Origin of the sequence: Bacillus sp. HMSC036E02 (assembly GCF_001836235.1) — a bacterium.
Lineage (GTDB): Bacteria > Bacillota > Bacilli > Bacillales > Bacillaceae_G > Bacillus_A > Bacillus_A cereus.
In genome coordinates this window covers 12,529-28,346 of the sequence record NZ_KV827856.1, presented here as the reverse complement: position 1 = coordinate 28,346, position 15,818 = coordinate 12,529, and the positions used below count along the sequence as shown (strand labels likewise).

The following is a 15,818-nucleotide window of genomic DNA, read 5'->3' as shown; positions in this document are numbered from 1 at the left end:
ATAGAATCGTTGCATGTAATTAGACATGAATTTTTTGTTAATATAATAGATTTCTATTAAGTTGTCACATTTAAGAACTATCATTAAATATTTTAAGAATTTAAACGTAGGAAAGGGTAATATAAAATGAACTGGAAAAAAGGCGGATTATGGGTTATTATTTTTTTTGTTGTAAAAGGCACGATTTCTACACTTTTAATCGTTACAGGTGCTAAATATTTTGATTTATCATTTATGCAACTTATCTTATTAATTCTGACCTTATTAGTGATTTCTCTAATAAGCCGAAAATTGCTGTATAGACATAAACAAAACAAAAAGCAAAAAGAGCTAAATATATAATGGAGCCCCAGAGACCTTTGGATTTCTGGGGTTTTATTTATTCAATAGTGAGTTTTCGGTCCGCGATACGAATGGTACATTCCATCAGTTTTATCGATTGTAAATCAAGAATTCGCTGATTTTATTGAATAAATAGAAAATTATTTTCTTTTTCTTGTGTTTCATTTAATATCAATAAGGGCACTAAAAAATAGATAGGGGTGCTAAAATGTACGGTATTATTAATTATGAAGTGTTTTTACTAACAGGAATTTTATTAAATCTAATTCCTGGTGCAGACACCATGTATATTGTGGGAAAAAGTATTTCACAAGGTAGAAAAGCAGGTGTGTATTCTGTTTTTGGTATTATTACTGGTTCTTTAGTCCATACGTTATTGGTTGCTTTTGGTTTATCTATTATACTTACAAAATCCGTTGTGTTATTTAACACCATTAAGATTATAGGTGTTATCTATCTTGTATATTTAGGAATGAAAATGATACTTGATAAGACAAATGTAGATTTTCAAGCCCCATCCAATAAATTGAACATTAGAAAGATATATTTACAAGGGCTCTTAACAAGTCTTACGAATCCAAAAGTCTCTTTATTCTTTATTGCGTTTCTGCCGCAGTTTATAGATACAAAGGCTTCAGGTCCTATACCTTTTATCATTTTAGGAATTACTTTTACAGTAACAGGACTATTGTGGTGTTTATTTGTTGCTTATTTCTCTTCCTATGTCACCAAAAAATTAAGAGGAAGTCAAAAGGTAGGAATGATTCTAAATAAAGTAACAGGACTAATTTTTATTGGGATGGGGTTAAAGTTGCTTCAAGCGAAGGCTCCTCAATAAACATGAATAATAAAAAAATGCCCCCTTCAAGAGATGTTATCTTTGCTTTAAGCTAATTTCTATATATTAAAAAGCCCCTTCAAATTTGAAGGGGCTTTTTGCTGGTTATTTTGGTTTATCTAAAAATTTATTTCATCGTGCATGACCTATTTTAATCAATTGTCATGTATATATGTGTCCTCTAATAACAAGGTTAAATCCATTCAGTTCGTCATCGTAGCTTCGTTATCTTGCTGTTACATTCCAAAATGCGTACAACAGCGTGCCTTCAAGGTTATACTGATGCTGGAGGTGATTCAAAGTGACATACAATCGGAAAATGAATTCGAAGCAAGCTAATTAATAACTAGATTCTTACAAATAAATCTCATCTGTATATCAATTGATTTATAAACGAATGCAGAATTATTTTTCGGAAAATGAGCTTTTTAATAGCCAAGAGAGCTCTAAAGATCAAGTCTTCATTTTGAAACTAAAATCGCTTTTATATTAGGCTTCGAATTTTTATGTGCTACAGACATTAGTTGAAAGATAGGCTTTTCCTGTTCTTATTTATATCGTTAACTTGATAATTTATAAATATGAATTTAGTGGGGGGATATTATGAAAGGTAGCAAACATTTTAATTTTCACAAGCTTTGGTTAGGACAGTCTATAAGTTTGTTGGGTATTCAGTTTACAATAGTAGCTTTGCCACTTTTTGCATTAGAGGTGTTACAAACAAGCGAAGCAAATGCTGCTATGCTTCGTGGGATTATATTCGTTCCTTATCTAATTTTCGGGTTAGTAGCCGGTGCTTTAATAGACATTTTTCATAGGAAAAATGTCTTGCTAATTTGTAGTTTATGTCAAGGAGTATTGTTTTTATCAGTATTCATACTGACTGTAACAAATATTATAACGTTCCCTTTGTTGGTGTTTATCATGTTTTTAAATGGAATATTCACCACGTTTTACAACATTGCCATTCCTTCTTTTTTACCGGAAATAGTAACAGATAAAGACCACTTAAAAAAAGGAAATGCACAACTAGCACTTTCGGAGTCTCTTTCTATAGTAATTGGTCCTATGCTAGCTGGAATCGTCATTACTCTAGTTGGATTAACAGGCTCATTCACTGTTGACGCAGTAACGTATTTTGTTTGCTTTATGTTTGTATTAATTATTTCAAAGTTTAAACCGCATACAGAAGGTTCTTTAAAAGACGTAAATGTAAAATCTATATACCAAAACATATATGAAGGTTTGGTATATTTCAAAAAACACCCTGTATTGGAGCCGATTGTAACTTGTGGTGCTGTTTACGGTTTTTTTAAATACATATTAAATAGCATTTTAGTAATATTCCTTTATAAGGTAATGAATCTATCTGAAATTGAAATAGGATTTGTTATAGGTTCAGCAGCGGTGGGATTTTTAATAGGTAATACGATACTTATGAAAAAAAGTCAACAAATTAATAATGCAAAAATGCTTATTTATAGCGCTGCTGTATCAGTTACCGGTTTGGCTTTTATACCGATAATGGGGTATATGGGAACAGTTTACGGAATAGTAGCCGCAAGTATCATACATGGTATGGGAGAAGGTGTATTTGGCCCTTACGCTGCAACTATACGACAACTTGCCTCACCAAATCACATGCTAGGCCGAGTAAATGCTGTACAGCGTACGCTGAATTGGGGAGCTTGGGCATTAGGAAGTTTTGCTAGTGCATTTTTAATTTCTATATTTGGGCTTCAAACTACGTTATTTATAGGGGGCTTCGGAACAACATTGTGTTTAGTGGCGTTGTTAAGACGAGGCGTATCAAAAGGAAATGAAATTGAATATACGAGTTCATATTAGAGGAGATGATTATGATGCATAAGGTATTAAAAGGAAATGACATAGAAAATAAAACACACATTTTATTTATAGGGGGATGGACAAAGCCTATACAAGATGCATTAGACAGTGGGTATACTGTTTCGTATATAGGATCTTACGCTAAACACATATATTTTGATGGGGCTATCTTAGAAAAATGTTTCTATAAAAAAGAATTAGACACGACAAACATACCCTTGTCTATATACTACGCTGAAGGATTATTCAAAGAGAAACCATTTGATGTGGTTGTATCTTTCAACGAAACAGCATTAGATACGGCTTGCATAATTGCAAAGATTTTTAATGTTAAAGGACCTTCTTACAATGCTAATATGATAACCCGTAATAAAGACATGATGCGTGAAATGCTAGCAGGTAAAGACTTTTCTATAGATTCGAAAGTTTGCAATAACATTAAAGGTATTAATGAATTTTTGAACAAAAAAGATAGGATTATAATAAAGCCCCCGATTGGCGCAGGTGGTAAAGGTGTATCTAAGCTAGACACGGGAGATGACGTAGAGGTATTTATTAAAGAGAATGGTATTCAACTACCTGTTTTAGTGGAAGAGTATATTGAAGGTGATATAGTTTATACGGTTGAAACCGTTTCTTATAACAAAAAACATTCTATACTAGCGATATCAGCTGAAGTATTTAAAGAAGATACGTTTATAATAAACTATACTATTATGCCAGCACCTATAGATGAATCTCAAAAACAATTAATTATGGAAAAAGTAATGCAATTTTTGGACGACATGCAAATGGAAAACGGCATTACTCATACAGAAGTAAAGATAGACAAACAAAATAAGCCAATAATTATAGAATCTCAAGTTAGAATAGGTGGCGGCAACATCTGGAAGATGGTGGAACTAACAACTGGCATTTCTCAATTTGGATACTATTATGATGCGTTAGCTACTGAGACTATAGATGAATTTAGATGTGTACCTTCAAAATGTCAAGCTATGTCTTTAAGTCTGATCCCAAAACCAGGTTGCATAAAAGAAATCAAGTATAAAGAGTTAACTAACATATCGGAGGTTGTATTAATTGATCTATTAGTAAAAGAGGGTGACACCATACCAACTATTGTAGATAGCACTCAACGCAAAGGGTCTATAGTATTTACGGCTAATGATATAAAACATATGTACGAAGCTGCAGAGAGAATATGTAATAATATAACGTTTGTTTATCAGGATTTATCAGAATGGAAACCTTCTTTTAGAAAAAAATATAAAAATAAATGTGGAAAATGAATGGATCCAAATACCACTTCTTAAAAAAAGAAAAAATAATAAAGAAACCGAAACCCTTAAGCGGTGGGATTCGGTTTCTTACTACAATATTTAACTGCAATTAGGAAATGATTGTAAACTTTAAAAGGTAATCAGTAAGCTTTACAGTTTCTTTTTCACTCTTACTTTCTTCCTCAAATACCTTATTCTTTTTCTCTAACTTTTCAATTCTTCTTTTAATAGAAGCAATGACGGCGTTTTGATTGTTCTCGTTCCGTTTGGTTACACAGTGTGGTTTTACTAATCAGGCTTCTTTTTGTCACACTCTTGAAGTTAATTATATTTTTCTACGTACGAAATAAAAAGCTAAGGACCCCATAATAACAGGTGCAACAAAGTCAAAGAAATGCGAAAAATTAAAAGGAAAAAGAACAAGAAATGGTATAATTGTATAGAGAGCTGCTTGTCCTATAAATACAGGGACTCCAAATTGAAATTCTCTACATCGCTTGATTTTCCTGTATAACACTTCCCCAATTAGACAAGCTATAAGAGCTGGTATACTACCATAAGTGAAGATCGTTTTAATGAATCCTAATACAACGTTCGGGTGAATAAAGCTAGGATGAGAAATATATGAAATCAAGAACCATCCAAAAATAAAAGCAAACAGACTTGCAGCATAACTAATTACAAATTTTATCAACGTAATCATCCCCACAGTTTTCTAATATTAACTCCATTGTATGACATGAAATCCTATTATTGGTACCGAGAAAAAAGCGGATCCCTACTCTAAAATGCATCCACTCATCCTTCTATACTTGTTTTATTTTCTTTGCTCTAGCAAACTTCCAAAAAGCTGCAAGTAGTATGAGCAGCGGTATTCCCTGAATAAAGAGAAATCCTCCCAAAAAATAAAGTGCACGACTAACTAGAGGAGGCGCTGTTGTCGACTCGCCCGCAAAATAAGCCCCATAATTAGCTGCTACACCTGCATAATCAGCTATCCCACCTATAAGAAAAGCCGCTGGACTTATGATTAGATTTATTCCTAAACAGATCATTATTGAAGATAGGTTTTTAGCCTTAATTTTTGGTGAAACAGACAAGAAAAATAACAATATTGCAGTGCCGTCTATAAGAAGTAGTGTTATTACAAAAAAATTCCCATAATATCCCTCCATGATTTTAATTGTACCATCAGCAAGGACAACTTTGTGTAAATTTGGATGAATAGGGTCTTCATGTGAGGTTAACATAACGTCTCATTAACAGTAGTCAATGATGCATATAATTTTCGTTTTTGCTTTCTTATCTGAGCTGGATAGCGGTGGGGGGAGTCATAAATTGTGGAACACACTCTTAAGTTATTTGATATGAAAAAATGAAATTCTCCTTCTGTAATTTATTCAAATGACTCAATCTCCGCATCTTTTGAATGCCCTTCAATAAAACATAAGCAAAATAATTACCAATCCTATGCAAGAAAGTTAGGCTAGTTAATCGCATATGTTTTATGGAAGGGATGTGATGGAACTATGGAACGGCCGAATTGGGGAATTGGAGGATTAGTATTCGTTGGCTGTATGTTTCTTGGTGGAGGAGTGGGATCTATGTTAGGTAATGCCCAAACTGGATGGCTAATAGGAATGGGCGCTGGATTTCTTGGTATGGCTTTAACGAGACTGTTCAGAAAATAATGTAACTGAGATTCTTCTTCTGGTAAATAAGGAAATATGTAAGTAAGTCATGGCATAAGAGTTCTATAAATTATAGTTAGAATCTTCTCTTTTGTATTTGTCTTTTCTAAATTTCTCCATACATAGATATAATTCTCAAGTCGGAGGATGGCACCTTAGGGTGTCTTTTTTATGCTCTTTAAAAATGTCTTACCATTATAATAGCTGAGTTTTGCTTTCAGTCTCCGATGTCCATTAAGCATAAAATAAAAATTCTGCACCATTTAAACTCTGATAACAATTCATACGATCAAGAATAATTGAGTTAATAGCTTTCGGTAGATCGCCATCATTTTTTTATAATAGATTAGATTCATTGCCGTTTCAGACCTATGTATGAATTCATAATCTAATAGTAAAAGGAGGAATGATTAAAGGTATGGCGGTTAATGAGGAATCAATTTGTCAACAGTTTGCAAGAATCATTGGCGGTCAAGAAGGATTCGCTGGTGGGAAATGCGTGGCAACAATAAACCGTGATGAAATACGAGCCACAATCTTGGGAAAACGTTTTAGAGTAACAACTTCCTTTTCATTCGAATCACGAGACAATAAAACTGGACGGGCATTATGCCTAGGCCGAGTAGCACTCTTACAAAAAGAAGTCACTGAATTTGTGGCGACAATTATTAAACAAGGAATAATCGTTTCGTCTATACACAATGAGTGGTTATGTGATGATCCAAATTTAATTTACGTTAATATCGAAGACGTTGATGATCCACTAAATTTTGCAAGAAAAGTGAGAAGAGCGTTATGCACGTAATCAATTTCTTTAGTTAAACGAGTCATTATATTAAATTGAAAAGTTCAGCGTGTTGGATGGTTTTATAAAACGAAAGAAGGTGTTTCATATTTGGAATGCCTTTTCTTTATGTTTTCGTTACTAATGTGGGTGGTTAACTGATTACATGCTGTTTATCTTGCAACAGCAAGAACTGGACGAGGTATCTTTAAAGGTGTTTGACTGTCTATAGATACCGTATTTTATCAAATGTTGTTAGCATATCATAAAACGATAAGGGAAAAATCGCCTTCATACCAACCAATCAAAATCTTGAGGTACTATTCTTTATGTTGTAAGGTTCCACTATTATTTTCATCAATTACTCAACGTATTGCTTCGATGTTTTCTGGAGTCATTTTAATAAATCCTTGCTTTTCATGAGATAATACTTTTTGATGAGTCATTTTGTGCATGGCATTGATTATATGACGATTAGAATTGAGGTCAAGTATTACCTCTTCACCTTTAATTCTATCAGTCTGCTTTTCCTTAACTCCTGATTATATTAGCTTCAATAACATATGATCATTCTTAAGAATGTCATTGAAATGTACGAATAGATGTTAGTGCAGCAAAATAAATTGTGTTATGATATGAGGAAATATAAAGCTATGTAACGGAGGGAATAACATGCCGCATGTTGTGTTTCGTGGAATTACTACTGAACAATTAAAAAGCATAAGCAAGCCATTGGTAGAAGAACTCGCAGATATCTGTGAGTGTGGTACGGATAATTTCACCTTGGAACTACCAAGTTCTACGTTTGTATTCAATGGAGAAGAAATAGAAGCGTTTCCTCTTATTGAAGTGAAATGGTTCGAGCGTGGACAGGAAATTCGTGATCGATTTGCCAAGGCCATTACTACATATGTAATGGATTTTGGACTTCCAGAAGTAGAGGTTGTATTTACAGTTTTCACAGAATCAGCCTATTATATTAACGGGAAGCATTGTGCAAGTTAGAGTTATTAGAAAGATTTTTATAACACTAAGAAAAGAAATAGGAGAGGATATCCTATTTCTTTTTATTCCTATAATAAAATATGTTTCATTAAAAACAAGGGCCGGAATTCCGGCTCCTTTTCTATCCTAAAGTCTTACTTTATCTCTCCGTCTCAAAAAACTCAATCCACTCTCCATCAGGACCAGCGAAGAATATGTAACGTGTTCCATCTGGTAATGTTTCGATTTCTTCTCCTAGTAAAAAGGTTACTGCGTGTTTCTTCAGTCTTTCGATCTCATCCTCTAATGAATCCACTTTAAAGCAAATGTGATGTACTTTTCCTTCTGCCGGAAGAGAAGAGTTGTAGCCTTCAATGAGTTCTAGTATCGTTTCTTTTGATTCTTCTACACCTAAAAAAGCGAGTTTTAAGTCTGGATTCGGATGACCCATACGTTTCATGAGCTGTAAGCCGACTACTTCTTCATAAAATGAAATAGATGTTTCTAAGTTTGCAACCATAAGTCCGACGTGTTCAATTCTTCTAACTGGCATGTAGATTCCTTCTTTCTGAAAATTATATACAATATGTTATTGAAAATTAAGAAAATAAGCAAGATAAAAACCTTACAAATTTTAGCGTTTTATATGGTATAGTGAGAAAGTATGTTTGGGGAGAAGGAAGGAGATTATACGATGAATACAACTACTCAAACTCCTTCATTATCGGAAACGATGAAAGAGTGGCATTATGCATTAGCATATGAAATTAAACATTGGAAAACGATAGGTGGTAGTAAAATTTCTATCATGAATGGTCGTTTTTTATATACAGATTATGAAAGTACAGTATACGTATTTCAGCTTATTTCGGAAGTAAGCTTACCTGAAGGTTCACCCATTCGAATTGAGTTTGATGGTGAGGAAGCGACAGGAGAAGTATTGTCTGTACATGGATTAGAAATAGAACTGAAATTAAATGATTATATACAAGGTGAAATACGAGAAGCTGTTTTATATAGTGAACCGTGGCAACTTTTAGAGCAACTACAAGAGAGGTTGAAAGAAGCACGTAAAGATAAGCTGAAACGTAATCGTATAAAGCGTCTTGTTGATGGGACGAGCAGTCCGAAACATATTGAGAAGATGAAAAATCCGAAAAATGAATTGGCGTATCGTTCGTTTTACAATCCGACGACGTACGTATGGGGACCACCAGGAACAGGGAAGTCTTACAATTTATCACGTATTATTTCAGCTCATTATCAAAAAGGAAAATCGGTACTTGTGTTGGCTCATAGTAATGCGGCAGTAGACGTATTAATGAGTGAAGTAACGAAGCAAATTGAGAAGAAAAAGAAATGGAAGCCTGGCGAAATTGTTCGTTACGGTTATAGTCAACATGAACATATACGAAATCATGAAACGTTACTTGCGTCGAAGTTAGTTGAAACGACGAACGGATCTTGGGGTGAGGAAAGACTCTATTTAGAAGAGACACGACAAGATCTTCGTGAAAAAATCTTATCGTATAAAGCAACATCTGCTGATAAGAAGCGCATACAAGAGATTGAAAGTGATCTTCGAAAGCAAAAGGCTAAAATTAAAGAAGTAGAAAAAGAATATATTGAAAATGCAAAAGTAATCGGCGCAACTTTATCAAAATGTGCCATTGATTCACTTATTTATGAGCGCACATTTGATTTAGTTGTTGTAGATGAAGTAAGTATGGCATATGTTCCGCAAATTGCATTAGCTGCTTCACTTGGAAAACGTATCGTCGTTTGCGGTGACTTTTTACAGTTACCTCCAATTGCGATGGCAAATCATGAACTCGTTCGCAAATGGCTTGGGGAAGATATGTTTTACCATGCTGGGATTGTTGAGTCTGTTAATAAATCAGAAGCACACCCAAACCTATTTATGTTGCAGGAACAAAGACGTATGCATGCGGATATATCGAAGTTTACGAATTCGTTTATTTATAAAAATAGAGTATACGATCATCCGTCTGTTTCAGAGCGTAAAGAACTTGCGCAATTGCAGCCGTTCGCAAATGAAGCGAGTGTTTTATTTGATACGAGCCAAATGGGAGCTTTTTCGTTAAAAGATGCTGCTTCTGGTTCACGTTTTAACATTATGTCTGGTTTAGTAGCAATGCAAATGATGTTAATCGGATTGTTAGACGGTGTGCAATCAATTGGTATTGTGACACCTTACAGGGCGCAGTCACGCTTTTTAGCGACGTGTATTAGAGAAATGTTGCAGAGAACGAAATATCAAAACATACCAGTTTTAGCGGCGACAGTTCATAAGTTCCAAGGTTCTGAAAGAGATATGATGATCTTTGATACGGTTGACAGTTATCCGCAAGAACGACCTGGCGTATTATTCTTTGATCACAAAAACCATCGCCTCGTCAATGTAGCAGTGACAAGGGCGAGAGGGAAGTTCATTCAATTATCAGATTGCCATTATATGCGTAAAAACCTTTCGAGAAAACAAGCATTATCACAATTAACAGCTCATATAGAACGTCACGGAGATGTGTATGATCGCACGACATCAAGACAATTGTGGGAACGGAAAATTTCGAAACGTTTACGCTGGTTTATGGAAATGAATCTTGAAGAGCCGAAAGGGTTATTAAAAGATATTTTAGCCGCAAAACGAAAAATTATTATTTCACTTCCAAGTACAAAACAAGTGGATAAACGAGTATGGCAAGCGTTAATGCGTACAAATGCGCAAATAACAGTGTATAGTGATGGACCAGTTCCACTGAAAAATGTAAAGTTACAAAGACAAAATAAAGCATTCCCGTTTATCGTAATTGATGATGAAATCTTCTGGGCAGGCGCACCGCTTACATCTCAAATGATGTTTGAAGGTAGTACGGAATTTCCGTACGTATGTGCAAGACTGCAAGCACCTGAGACAATTGGTGTATTAAAAGGATTTTTAGATATTCGGTAAATTCGGATAGGAATTCCTTGACTTTTACTTGGAATGAACTTAGAATAAAAAATAATTTAATATAATTTTATGAAAATTCTTATCACGAGAGGTGGAGGGACTGGCCCTATGATACCTCGGCAGCGGATTCGTTATGAATACTGTGCCAATTCCAGCAAGGTAACTTGAAAGATAAGAAAGAAGCTCATTTTGACTGTATATACAGAAGCCTCTTTCTATCTTTTAGAAAGAGGCTTTTTTATGTGAAAATAAAAGGAGGAAGAAAAATGGGAGCGACAGGAGTAGCGTCACAAAGAAAAACAATTGAAGAGAGTATCGAAAGAAATAAGGAAAAGTACATAGAAACAAGTCATGATATTCATGCGAATCCGGAAATTGGTAACCAAGAGTTTTATGCATCTAGAACGTTAAGTTTATTGCTAGGCAGTGCAGGATTTCAGTTGCAGCACAATATAGCTGGACATGAAACGGGATTTATCGCGCGAAAAAGCTCTGGAAAACAAGGACCAGCAATCGCATTTTTAGCGGAGTACGACGCTTTACCAGGACTAGGCCATGCGTGTGGTCACAATTTAATCGGCACAATTAGCGTTGCAGCAGCAATTGCATTATCAGAAACGCTTGAAGAAATTGGCGGGGAAGTTGTCGTGTTCGGAACACCAGCTGAAGAAGGAGGACCGAACGGTAGCGCAAAATCGAGTTATGTAAAGGCAGGCTTATTTAAAAACATTGATGCGGCGCTTATGATTCATCCAAGCGGAAAGACAGCGACAACGAGTCCTTCACTAGCGGTCGATCCGCTTGATTTTCATTTTTACGGAAAAACAGCTCACGCTGCAGCTTCGCCAGAAGAAGGGATTAACGCATTAGATGCGGTTATTCAGCTCTATAACGGTATTAACGCACTTCGCCAACAACTTCCGTCAGACGTGAGAATTCATGGCGTCATTACAGAGGGAGGAAAAGCACCTAATATTATTCCTGACTATGCCGCAGCAAGATTCTTCATCCGTGCAGCAACGAGAAAAAGATGCGCGGAAGTAACAGAAAAAGTAAGAAACATTGCACAGGGAGCAGCATTAGCAACAGGTGCGAAAGTAAAAATCCATCAATTCCAAAATGAAATCGATGAATTACTCGTAACAAAAACATATAACGATATCGTAGCGGAAGAACTAGAACTATTAGGTGAAGATGTAAATCGTAAAGAAAGAGTAGGGATTGGTTCAACCGACGCAGGAAACGTAAGTCAAGTCGTACCGACAATTCATCCGTACATTAAAATCGGACCAGATGATTTAATTGCACATACGAATGAATTTAGAGAAGCAGCACGTTCAGAACTTGGAGATAAAGCATTAATTACATCGGCAAAAGTACTAGCGAATACGGCATATCGATTAATTACGGAAGAAGGGTTGTTAGAGAAGGTGAAGGAGGAGTTTAGAGAAGCGCAGAAGAATCAGGGGTAGATGGTTAAAGGGAGTGGGGGATCCACTCCCTTTCTTTTTTTTGTAACACTGATGCTAAGATTTTTTTGCAGTAAAATCAATGTTAGTGGAACTTTTTTAATTAAACTTTTTTAAAAATTAACATAAATACTTGCAATGTTTAAATTAGTACTATATAGTTCTAGTTATGACAAAGGTAAAATTAATGAATCAAAAACGTGTGATTGAAGTAGCTGCAACATTATTTTTAGAAAAAGGGTTTGCTTATACAAGTATGGATGAATTAGTACGTGTAAGCAAAGTTTCAAAGTCTAATGTGTATTATCACTTTTCTAATAAGGAAGTACTATTAGAAGGGGTCGTTGATTATTGGATTGAAATGTATCAATCTGCAATTGATGACATAATTTCTCAGAGCCAATTTTTAGTTGAAGATCGTATCCAACAGTTTTTAAAGCAATTATCACAAGGAGTTCAGTCGAGAGAGTATAAGGGGAGCTGTCCATTTATTACTCTTTATATTCAAAGTCCTAAACAGGCCACGCAAATAAAAGAAAAAATAGGTCTTTTTTTTACAGGATTACAAAAGAAAGTTTCTCTATTACTTAAACAAGGGGTAGAGAATGGAGAATTCAGAAATACGATTAATATTGATGAGGTTGCATCCCTTTTTATTACAAATCTTGAAGGAGCGTTATTTATTTCAGAAACATTGAAGGATGCAACTGTAATTACGAAAACAGCAGATCATTTTTTAAAATTGCTTCGATAAAAGAAGCATTTTTTTTACATCGAATTAGTACTGAATAGTACTAAAAAGGAGATTTTATATGAGAACAGTATTTTTAACTGGTGGAACAGGCTTTATTGGAAAGCAATTAGTGAAAGAATTAGCCAAAGAGGATGTTAAAATTCTTCTTTTAGTGAGGTCGAAAAGTAAAGCAATACGCCTTTTTCAAGAAAGAGGCATCTTAAAAAAGGCAGTTATGCACTTTATTGAAGGTGATTTGACGAAAATAGATTTAGGTCTAAGTGCTGAAGATAAGGAGAGGGTGTTGAAAACGGATGTGATTATTCACGCAGGAGGCCCCATGGATATTCAAGCGACAAGTAAAGAGGCAGCTTCCGTATTTTTAAATGGCGCGAAACATATTAGTGAATTAGCTAAAAGTATTCATCAATTGAAGGGCTTGCAACAATTTATTCATGTTGTAGGTTATATGAGCCCCTTTGATGATAAAAATAGCAAGATTGCAATTGATGTGTTTAAAGAAGGAAACAGTTATTTGAAAATAAAAAATCCATATGAGAGAACAAAATTTTTAGCAGATCTTTATATCCGTCAACAGGCATCAGCAGTAGGTTATCCGCTTTCTGTAATTAATCCACCAACTGTAGTCGGTAGTAGTAAAACAGGGAGTACAGAGCAGATAGCAGGATTAGGTTTGCTTGTGATGAGTATGCGAAGAGGGCTCATGCCAGTGATTCCTGGAGGTAAGGGATATAGGTTACCACTTATTTCAAACGATGAGTTTGCGAAGTTTATTGTGCAGGTTTTCAGGTTGGAGCAACCGACTATTCAAACATATACACTTGTTGAAGACAAACAGCACGATCAGAACATTGCTGAATTATTAAGTATTATGTCGGAAAGTATGAATATGAGGGCACCAAAGATCTCGGTTCCAATGCCGCTTATGAAAACAATTATGAATAGTGGAGTAAGTAAAATAACAAAAATTCCTTCTGATGGACTGAATTTTATTACAAAACGAAAATTTTCAAATGTTTCAGCGAAAAAAATTATGGAAGGGGATTGGTTTAAGAAGACGAGTGTAATGAAATTTCTCCCTGCCGTAGTAGCTGATCTGGATTATCGAATGATAGATCAAAATGGCCAGCATAATCATTTATTTAAACGAACATTATGCGATAACACTACCCTTTACCAATTACAAGGAGAGGGTAAACCGTTTATTTTATTACATGGTTTATTGAGTGATGGAGAGGATTTATTTCCTTTAGCACAAGAGCTTCATGAAAAAACTGGTCAACCTGTATGGATCTTGGATCTTCCAGGTTTGGGACGTTCTCCTTTTAAACGAGAGAAAAATCTTCTAGATATCTATTTGAATGTAGTGAAAAAGTTATTGGAGAAAGCTACTAATGGTGCACATCTAATTGGTCATTCATTCGGTGCATTTATTCTTCTGGAAGCATTGGTACAAGAGTACATAGATAAGAAGTATTCAATCACTTTACTTCAGCCACCTGTTGTTAAAAAAAATGCTAAATCGCTAAATGTTCCTCAATTTATGAACAAATGGACATTAAAACTGGCAACTACTAATTTCATAGAGCGATATTTATTAAGTAATGGTTTGTTTGAAAGTATAGAGAGCATCCCTGAACATTATATTGAAAAAATAAGGAACAGTTTTACTTCTCCTAGAATTTTAAATACTACGGTTCAGCTTAACAGTTTACTACTGAAAAACGATCAAGGTGATTTCAATGAAGTAACAAAGTATAATCTTCACATTATTTGGGGGGATTATGACAGAGGTTATTCTGCTCCATCGCATCTTGGTAAGGTTGATTTTGTTCCATATGGCCATCATTTTCCTCTTAGCCATCCGAGTGAAACGGCAACATTAGTAATAAAAAATAGTAATACTAGCATATGAGAGTGTGGGATAAATAAAAAATGTGTAGTAAGAACGTTGTCTTTGAAATAAAATCGTACTGTTTGGGGTATTTGCTTTTCTTAGGTTGCTCGAATTGGACTAGCAATCGTACCTGTCGAACCGCCAAAAACTGCTAATAATTAAAAAACTTTTTACATAACAATTTAACCCTTTGTAGAAAACTACGAGGGGTTAAATTGTTCGAAGAGTATTCCATTTGAGGTCTAATTAATTTATGTTCTTAAATGAAAATTTGAGGAAAACATTCACGAACACCAGAATTTCTTAATGAATTAAATAATGCTGCACTGATTCTTAATAGGACGTTGTTATCAGTTCCATCTTCTAAATCGTATATTACAAAGTATGAATTATCGACTGTGAAAATACATTTTCGTTCTAATTTAAATTCAGATGGTACAGTTGGAAGTGTATCAACTGGTTCAATTACAGGTGTATCTCCTTCATCTCTGATAAAATCGAAAGTTTGCTCGTCAATTTCATAGATATTAACTGGATCAATTTCTACACCTTTATCTGGAATTGTAATTTCATCTTCAACTAATAAGAAAAAGCGTTCGTTTCGAAAGTTAAAAAGAGATCTTGCTCCAATTTCAAATGATGCCATTTTATATTCGCCTCCTTTGCAACTTTTTATTGATTTAAAGTTACATTTATATGGTATGTCAGATTAATAGATTTAGTTACAGCTTGTACTGCACAAATTACTAAATTAGAAGTTTTCTCCTATGTCTATCAGGTTAAAATTAAAGAATACCCCAGAACGAAAATCTGGGGATCCCTCCCTCACATGCTTGTTCCCACTTAAAAACTGGATTAGATTAAACCTAGTTGATTTAAATGTGTTTCTTATCCCTTATCTTTCTAATTTATTGATTATTAAAATGTAGACTGATCATTAGGTTTTATATTATA

Annotated in this window: 15 protein-coding genes, 1 pseudogene and 1 riboswitch; of the genes and pseudogenes, 11 read left to right on the top strand and 5 right to left on the bottom strand. The window is 34.6% G+C overall.

Features of this window, described 5'->3' with window-relative positions; translation table 11 throughout:
- Positions 1-126 precede the first annotated feature (126 nt).
- From HMPREF2590_RS18330 to HMPREF2590_RS18315, 4 genes are all read left to right on the top strand, one after another.
- A complete protein-coding gene (locus HMPREF2590_RS18330; RefSeq protein ID WP_001104104.1) occupies positions 127-342 on the top strand; it encodes a hypothetical protein in 216 nt (71 codons plus the stop codon).
- A 208-nt stretch (positions 343-550) separates the two neighbouring features.
- Entirely contained in the window at positions 551-1,180 is a 630-nt protein-coding gene (locus HMPREF2590_RS18325; protein ID WP_000274241.1) for a LysE family translocator, read from the top strand.
- A gap of 603 nt (positions 1,181-1,783) precedes the next feature.
- Entirely contained in the window at positions 1,784-3,028 is a 1,245-nt protein-coding gene (locus tag HMPREF2590_RS18320; RefSeq protein ID WP_050821978.1) for an MFS transporter, read from the top strand.
- 14 nt (positions 3,029-3,042) lie between these two features.
- Positions 3,043-4,320 carry an ATP-grasp domain-containing protein gene (locus HMPREF2590_RS18315; protein WP_000549721.1) on the top strand — a complete coding sequence of 426 codons (1,278 nt, stop codon included), beginning with the start codon at positions 3,043-3,045 and terminating at the stop codon, positions 4,318-4,320.
- Between the two features lie 316 nt (positions 4,321-4,636).
- Here the strand turns inward: HMPREF2590_RS18315 and HMPREF2590_RS18310 are convergent, their stop codons facing one another.
- Entirely contained in the window at positions 4,637-5,014 is a 378-nt protein-coding gene (locus HMPREF2590_RS18310; protein WP_030026376.1) for a hypothetical protein, read from the bottom strand.
- 103 nt (positions 5,015-5,117) lie between these two features.
- The gene (locus HMPREF2590_RS18305; RefSeq protein WP_033685804.1) at positions 5,118-5,486 is read right to left on the bottom strand and encodes a hypothetical protein; all 369 of its coding nucleotides are present in this window, start codon (positions 5,484-5,486) and stop codon (positions 5,118-5,120) included.
- Between the two features lie 354 nt (positions 5,487-5,840).
- Between HMPREF2590_RS18305 and HMPREF2590_RS30430 the strand changes: the two genes are divergently transcribed.
- Together HMPREF2590_RS30430 and HMPREF2590_RS18300 are read left to right on the top strand one after the other, a co-directional pair.
- Positions 5,841-6,002: a hypothetical protein gene (locus HMPREF2590_RS30430; RefSeq protein ID WP_000441008.1), complete on the top strand. Its 162-nt coding sequence runs from the start codon at positions 5,841-5,843 to the stop codon at positions 6,000-6,002.
- Between the two features lie 418 nt (positions 6,003-6,420).
- Entirely contained in the window at positions 6,421-6,807 is a 387-nt protein-coding gene (locus tag HMPREF2590_RS18300; RefSeq protein WP_001986336.1) for a DUF1259 domain-containing protein, read from the top strand.
- 302 nt (positions 6,808-7,109) lie between these two features.
- Here the strand turns inward: HMPREF2590_RS18300 and HMPREF2590_RS30025 are convergent.
- Positions 7,110-7,328 (bottom strand): annotated as a pseudogene (locus HMPREF2590_RS30025) (DUF6241 domain-containing protein); the annotation flags it as partial.
- Positions 7,329-7,458: 130 nt separating this feature from the next.
- Between HMPREF2590_RS30025 and HMPREF2590_RS18295 the strand changes: the two are divergent.
- Positions 7,459-7,791, top strand: a complete 333-nt coding sequence (locus tag HMPREF2590_RS18295) for a DUF1904 family protein (RefSeq protein ID WP_001120970.1) — start codon at positions 7,459-7,461, stop codon at positions 7,789-7,791.
- 139 nt (positions 7,792-7,930) lie between these two features.
- On the opposite strand, the gene HMPREF2590_RS18290 is transcribed toward HMPREF2590_RS18295, so the two are convergent.
- Positions 7,931-8,323 (bottom strand): VOC family protein, encoded by a 393-nt coding sequence (locus HMPREF2590_RS18290; RefSeq protein WP_001145284.1) that lies wholly within the window; start codon positions 8,321-8,323, stop codon positions 7,931-7,933.
- A 111-nt stretch (positions 8,324-8,434) separates the two neighbouring features.
- On the opposite strand from HMPREF2590_RS18290, the gene HMPREF2590_RS18285 reads away from it, so the two are divergent.
- The 4 genes from HMPREF2590_RS18285 to HMPREF2590_RS18270 all read left to right on the top strand — a co-directional run bounded on the left by HMPREF2590_RS18285 (position 8,435) and on the right by HMPREF2590_RS18270 (position 14,882).
- On the top strand, positions 8,435-10,744 hold the full coding sequence (locus HMPREF2590_RS18285; protein ID WP_030026370.1) for an AAA domain-containing protein: 2,310 nt from the start codon (positions 8,435-8,437) through the stop codon (positions 10,742-10,744).
- Positions 10,745-10,820: 76 nt separating this feature from the next.
- Positions 10,821-10,922, top strand: a riboswitch (SAM riboswitch).
- An 88-nt stretch (positions 10,923-11,010) separates the two neighbouring features.
- Positions 11,011-12,216, top strand: coding sequence for a M20 family metallopeptidase (locus tag HMPREF2590_RS18280; RefSeq protein WP_044584627.1), 1,206 nt, complete (start codon positions 11,011-11,013; stop codon positions 12,214-12,216).
- 184 nt (positions 12,217-12,400) lie between these two features.
- A complete protein-coding gene (locus HMPREF2590_RS18275; RefSeq protein WP_044584626.1) occupies positions 12,401-12,967 on the top strand; it encodes a TetR/AcrR family transcriptional regulator in 567 nt (188 codons plus the stop codon).
- Between the two features lie 58 nt (positions 12,968-13,025).
- Positions 13,026-14,882, top strand: a complete 1,857-nt coding sequence (locus tag HMPREF2590_RS18270) for an alpha/beta fold hydrolase (RefSeq protein WP_050821977.1) — start codon at positions 13,026-13,028, stop codon at positions 14,880-14,882.
- Between the two features lie 241 nt (positions 14,883-15,123).
- Here the strand turns inward: HMPREF2590_RS18270 and HMPREF2590_RS18265 are convergent, their stop codons facing one another.
- Positions 15,124-15,510: a type 1 periplasmic-binding domain-containing protein gene (locus HMPREF2590_RS18265; RefSeq protein ID WP_050821976.1), complete on the bottom strand. Its 387-nt coding sequence runs from the start codon at positions 15,508-15,510 to the stop codon at positions 15,124-15,126.
- Positions 15,511-15,818: the final 308 nt, after the last annotated feature.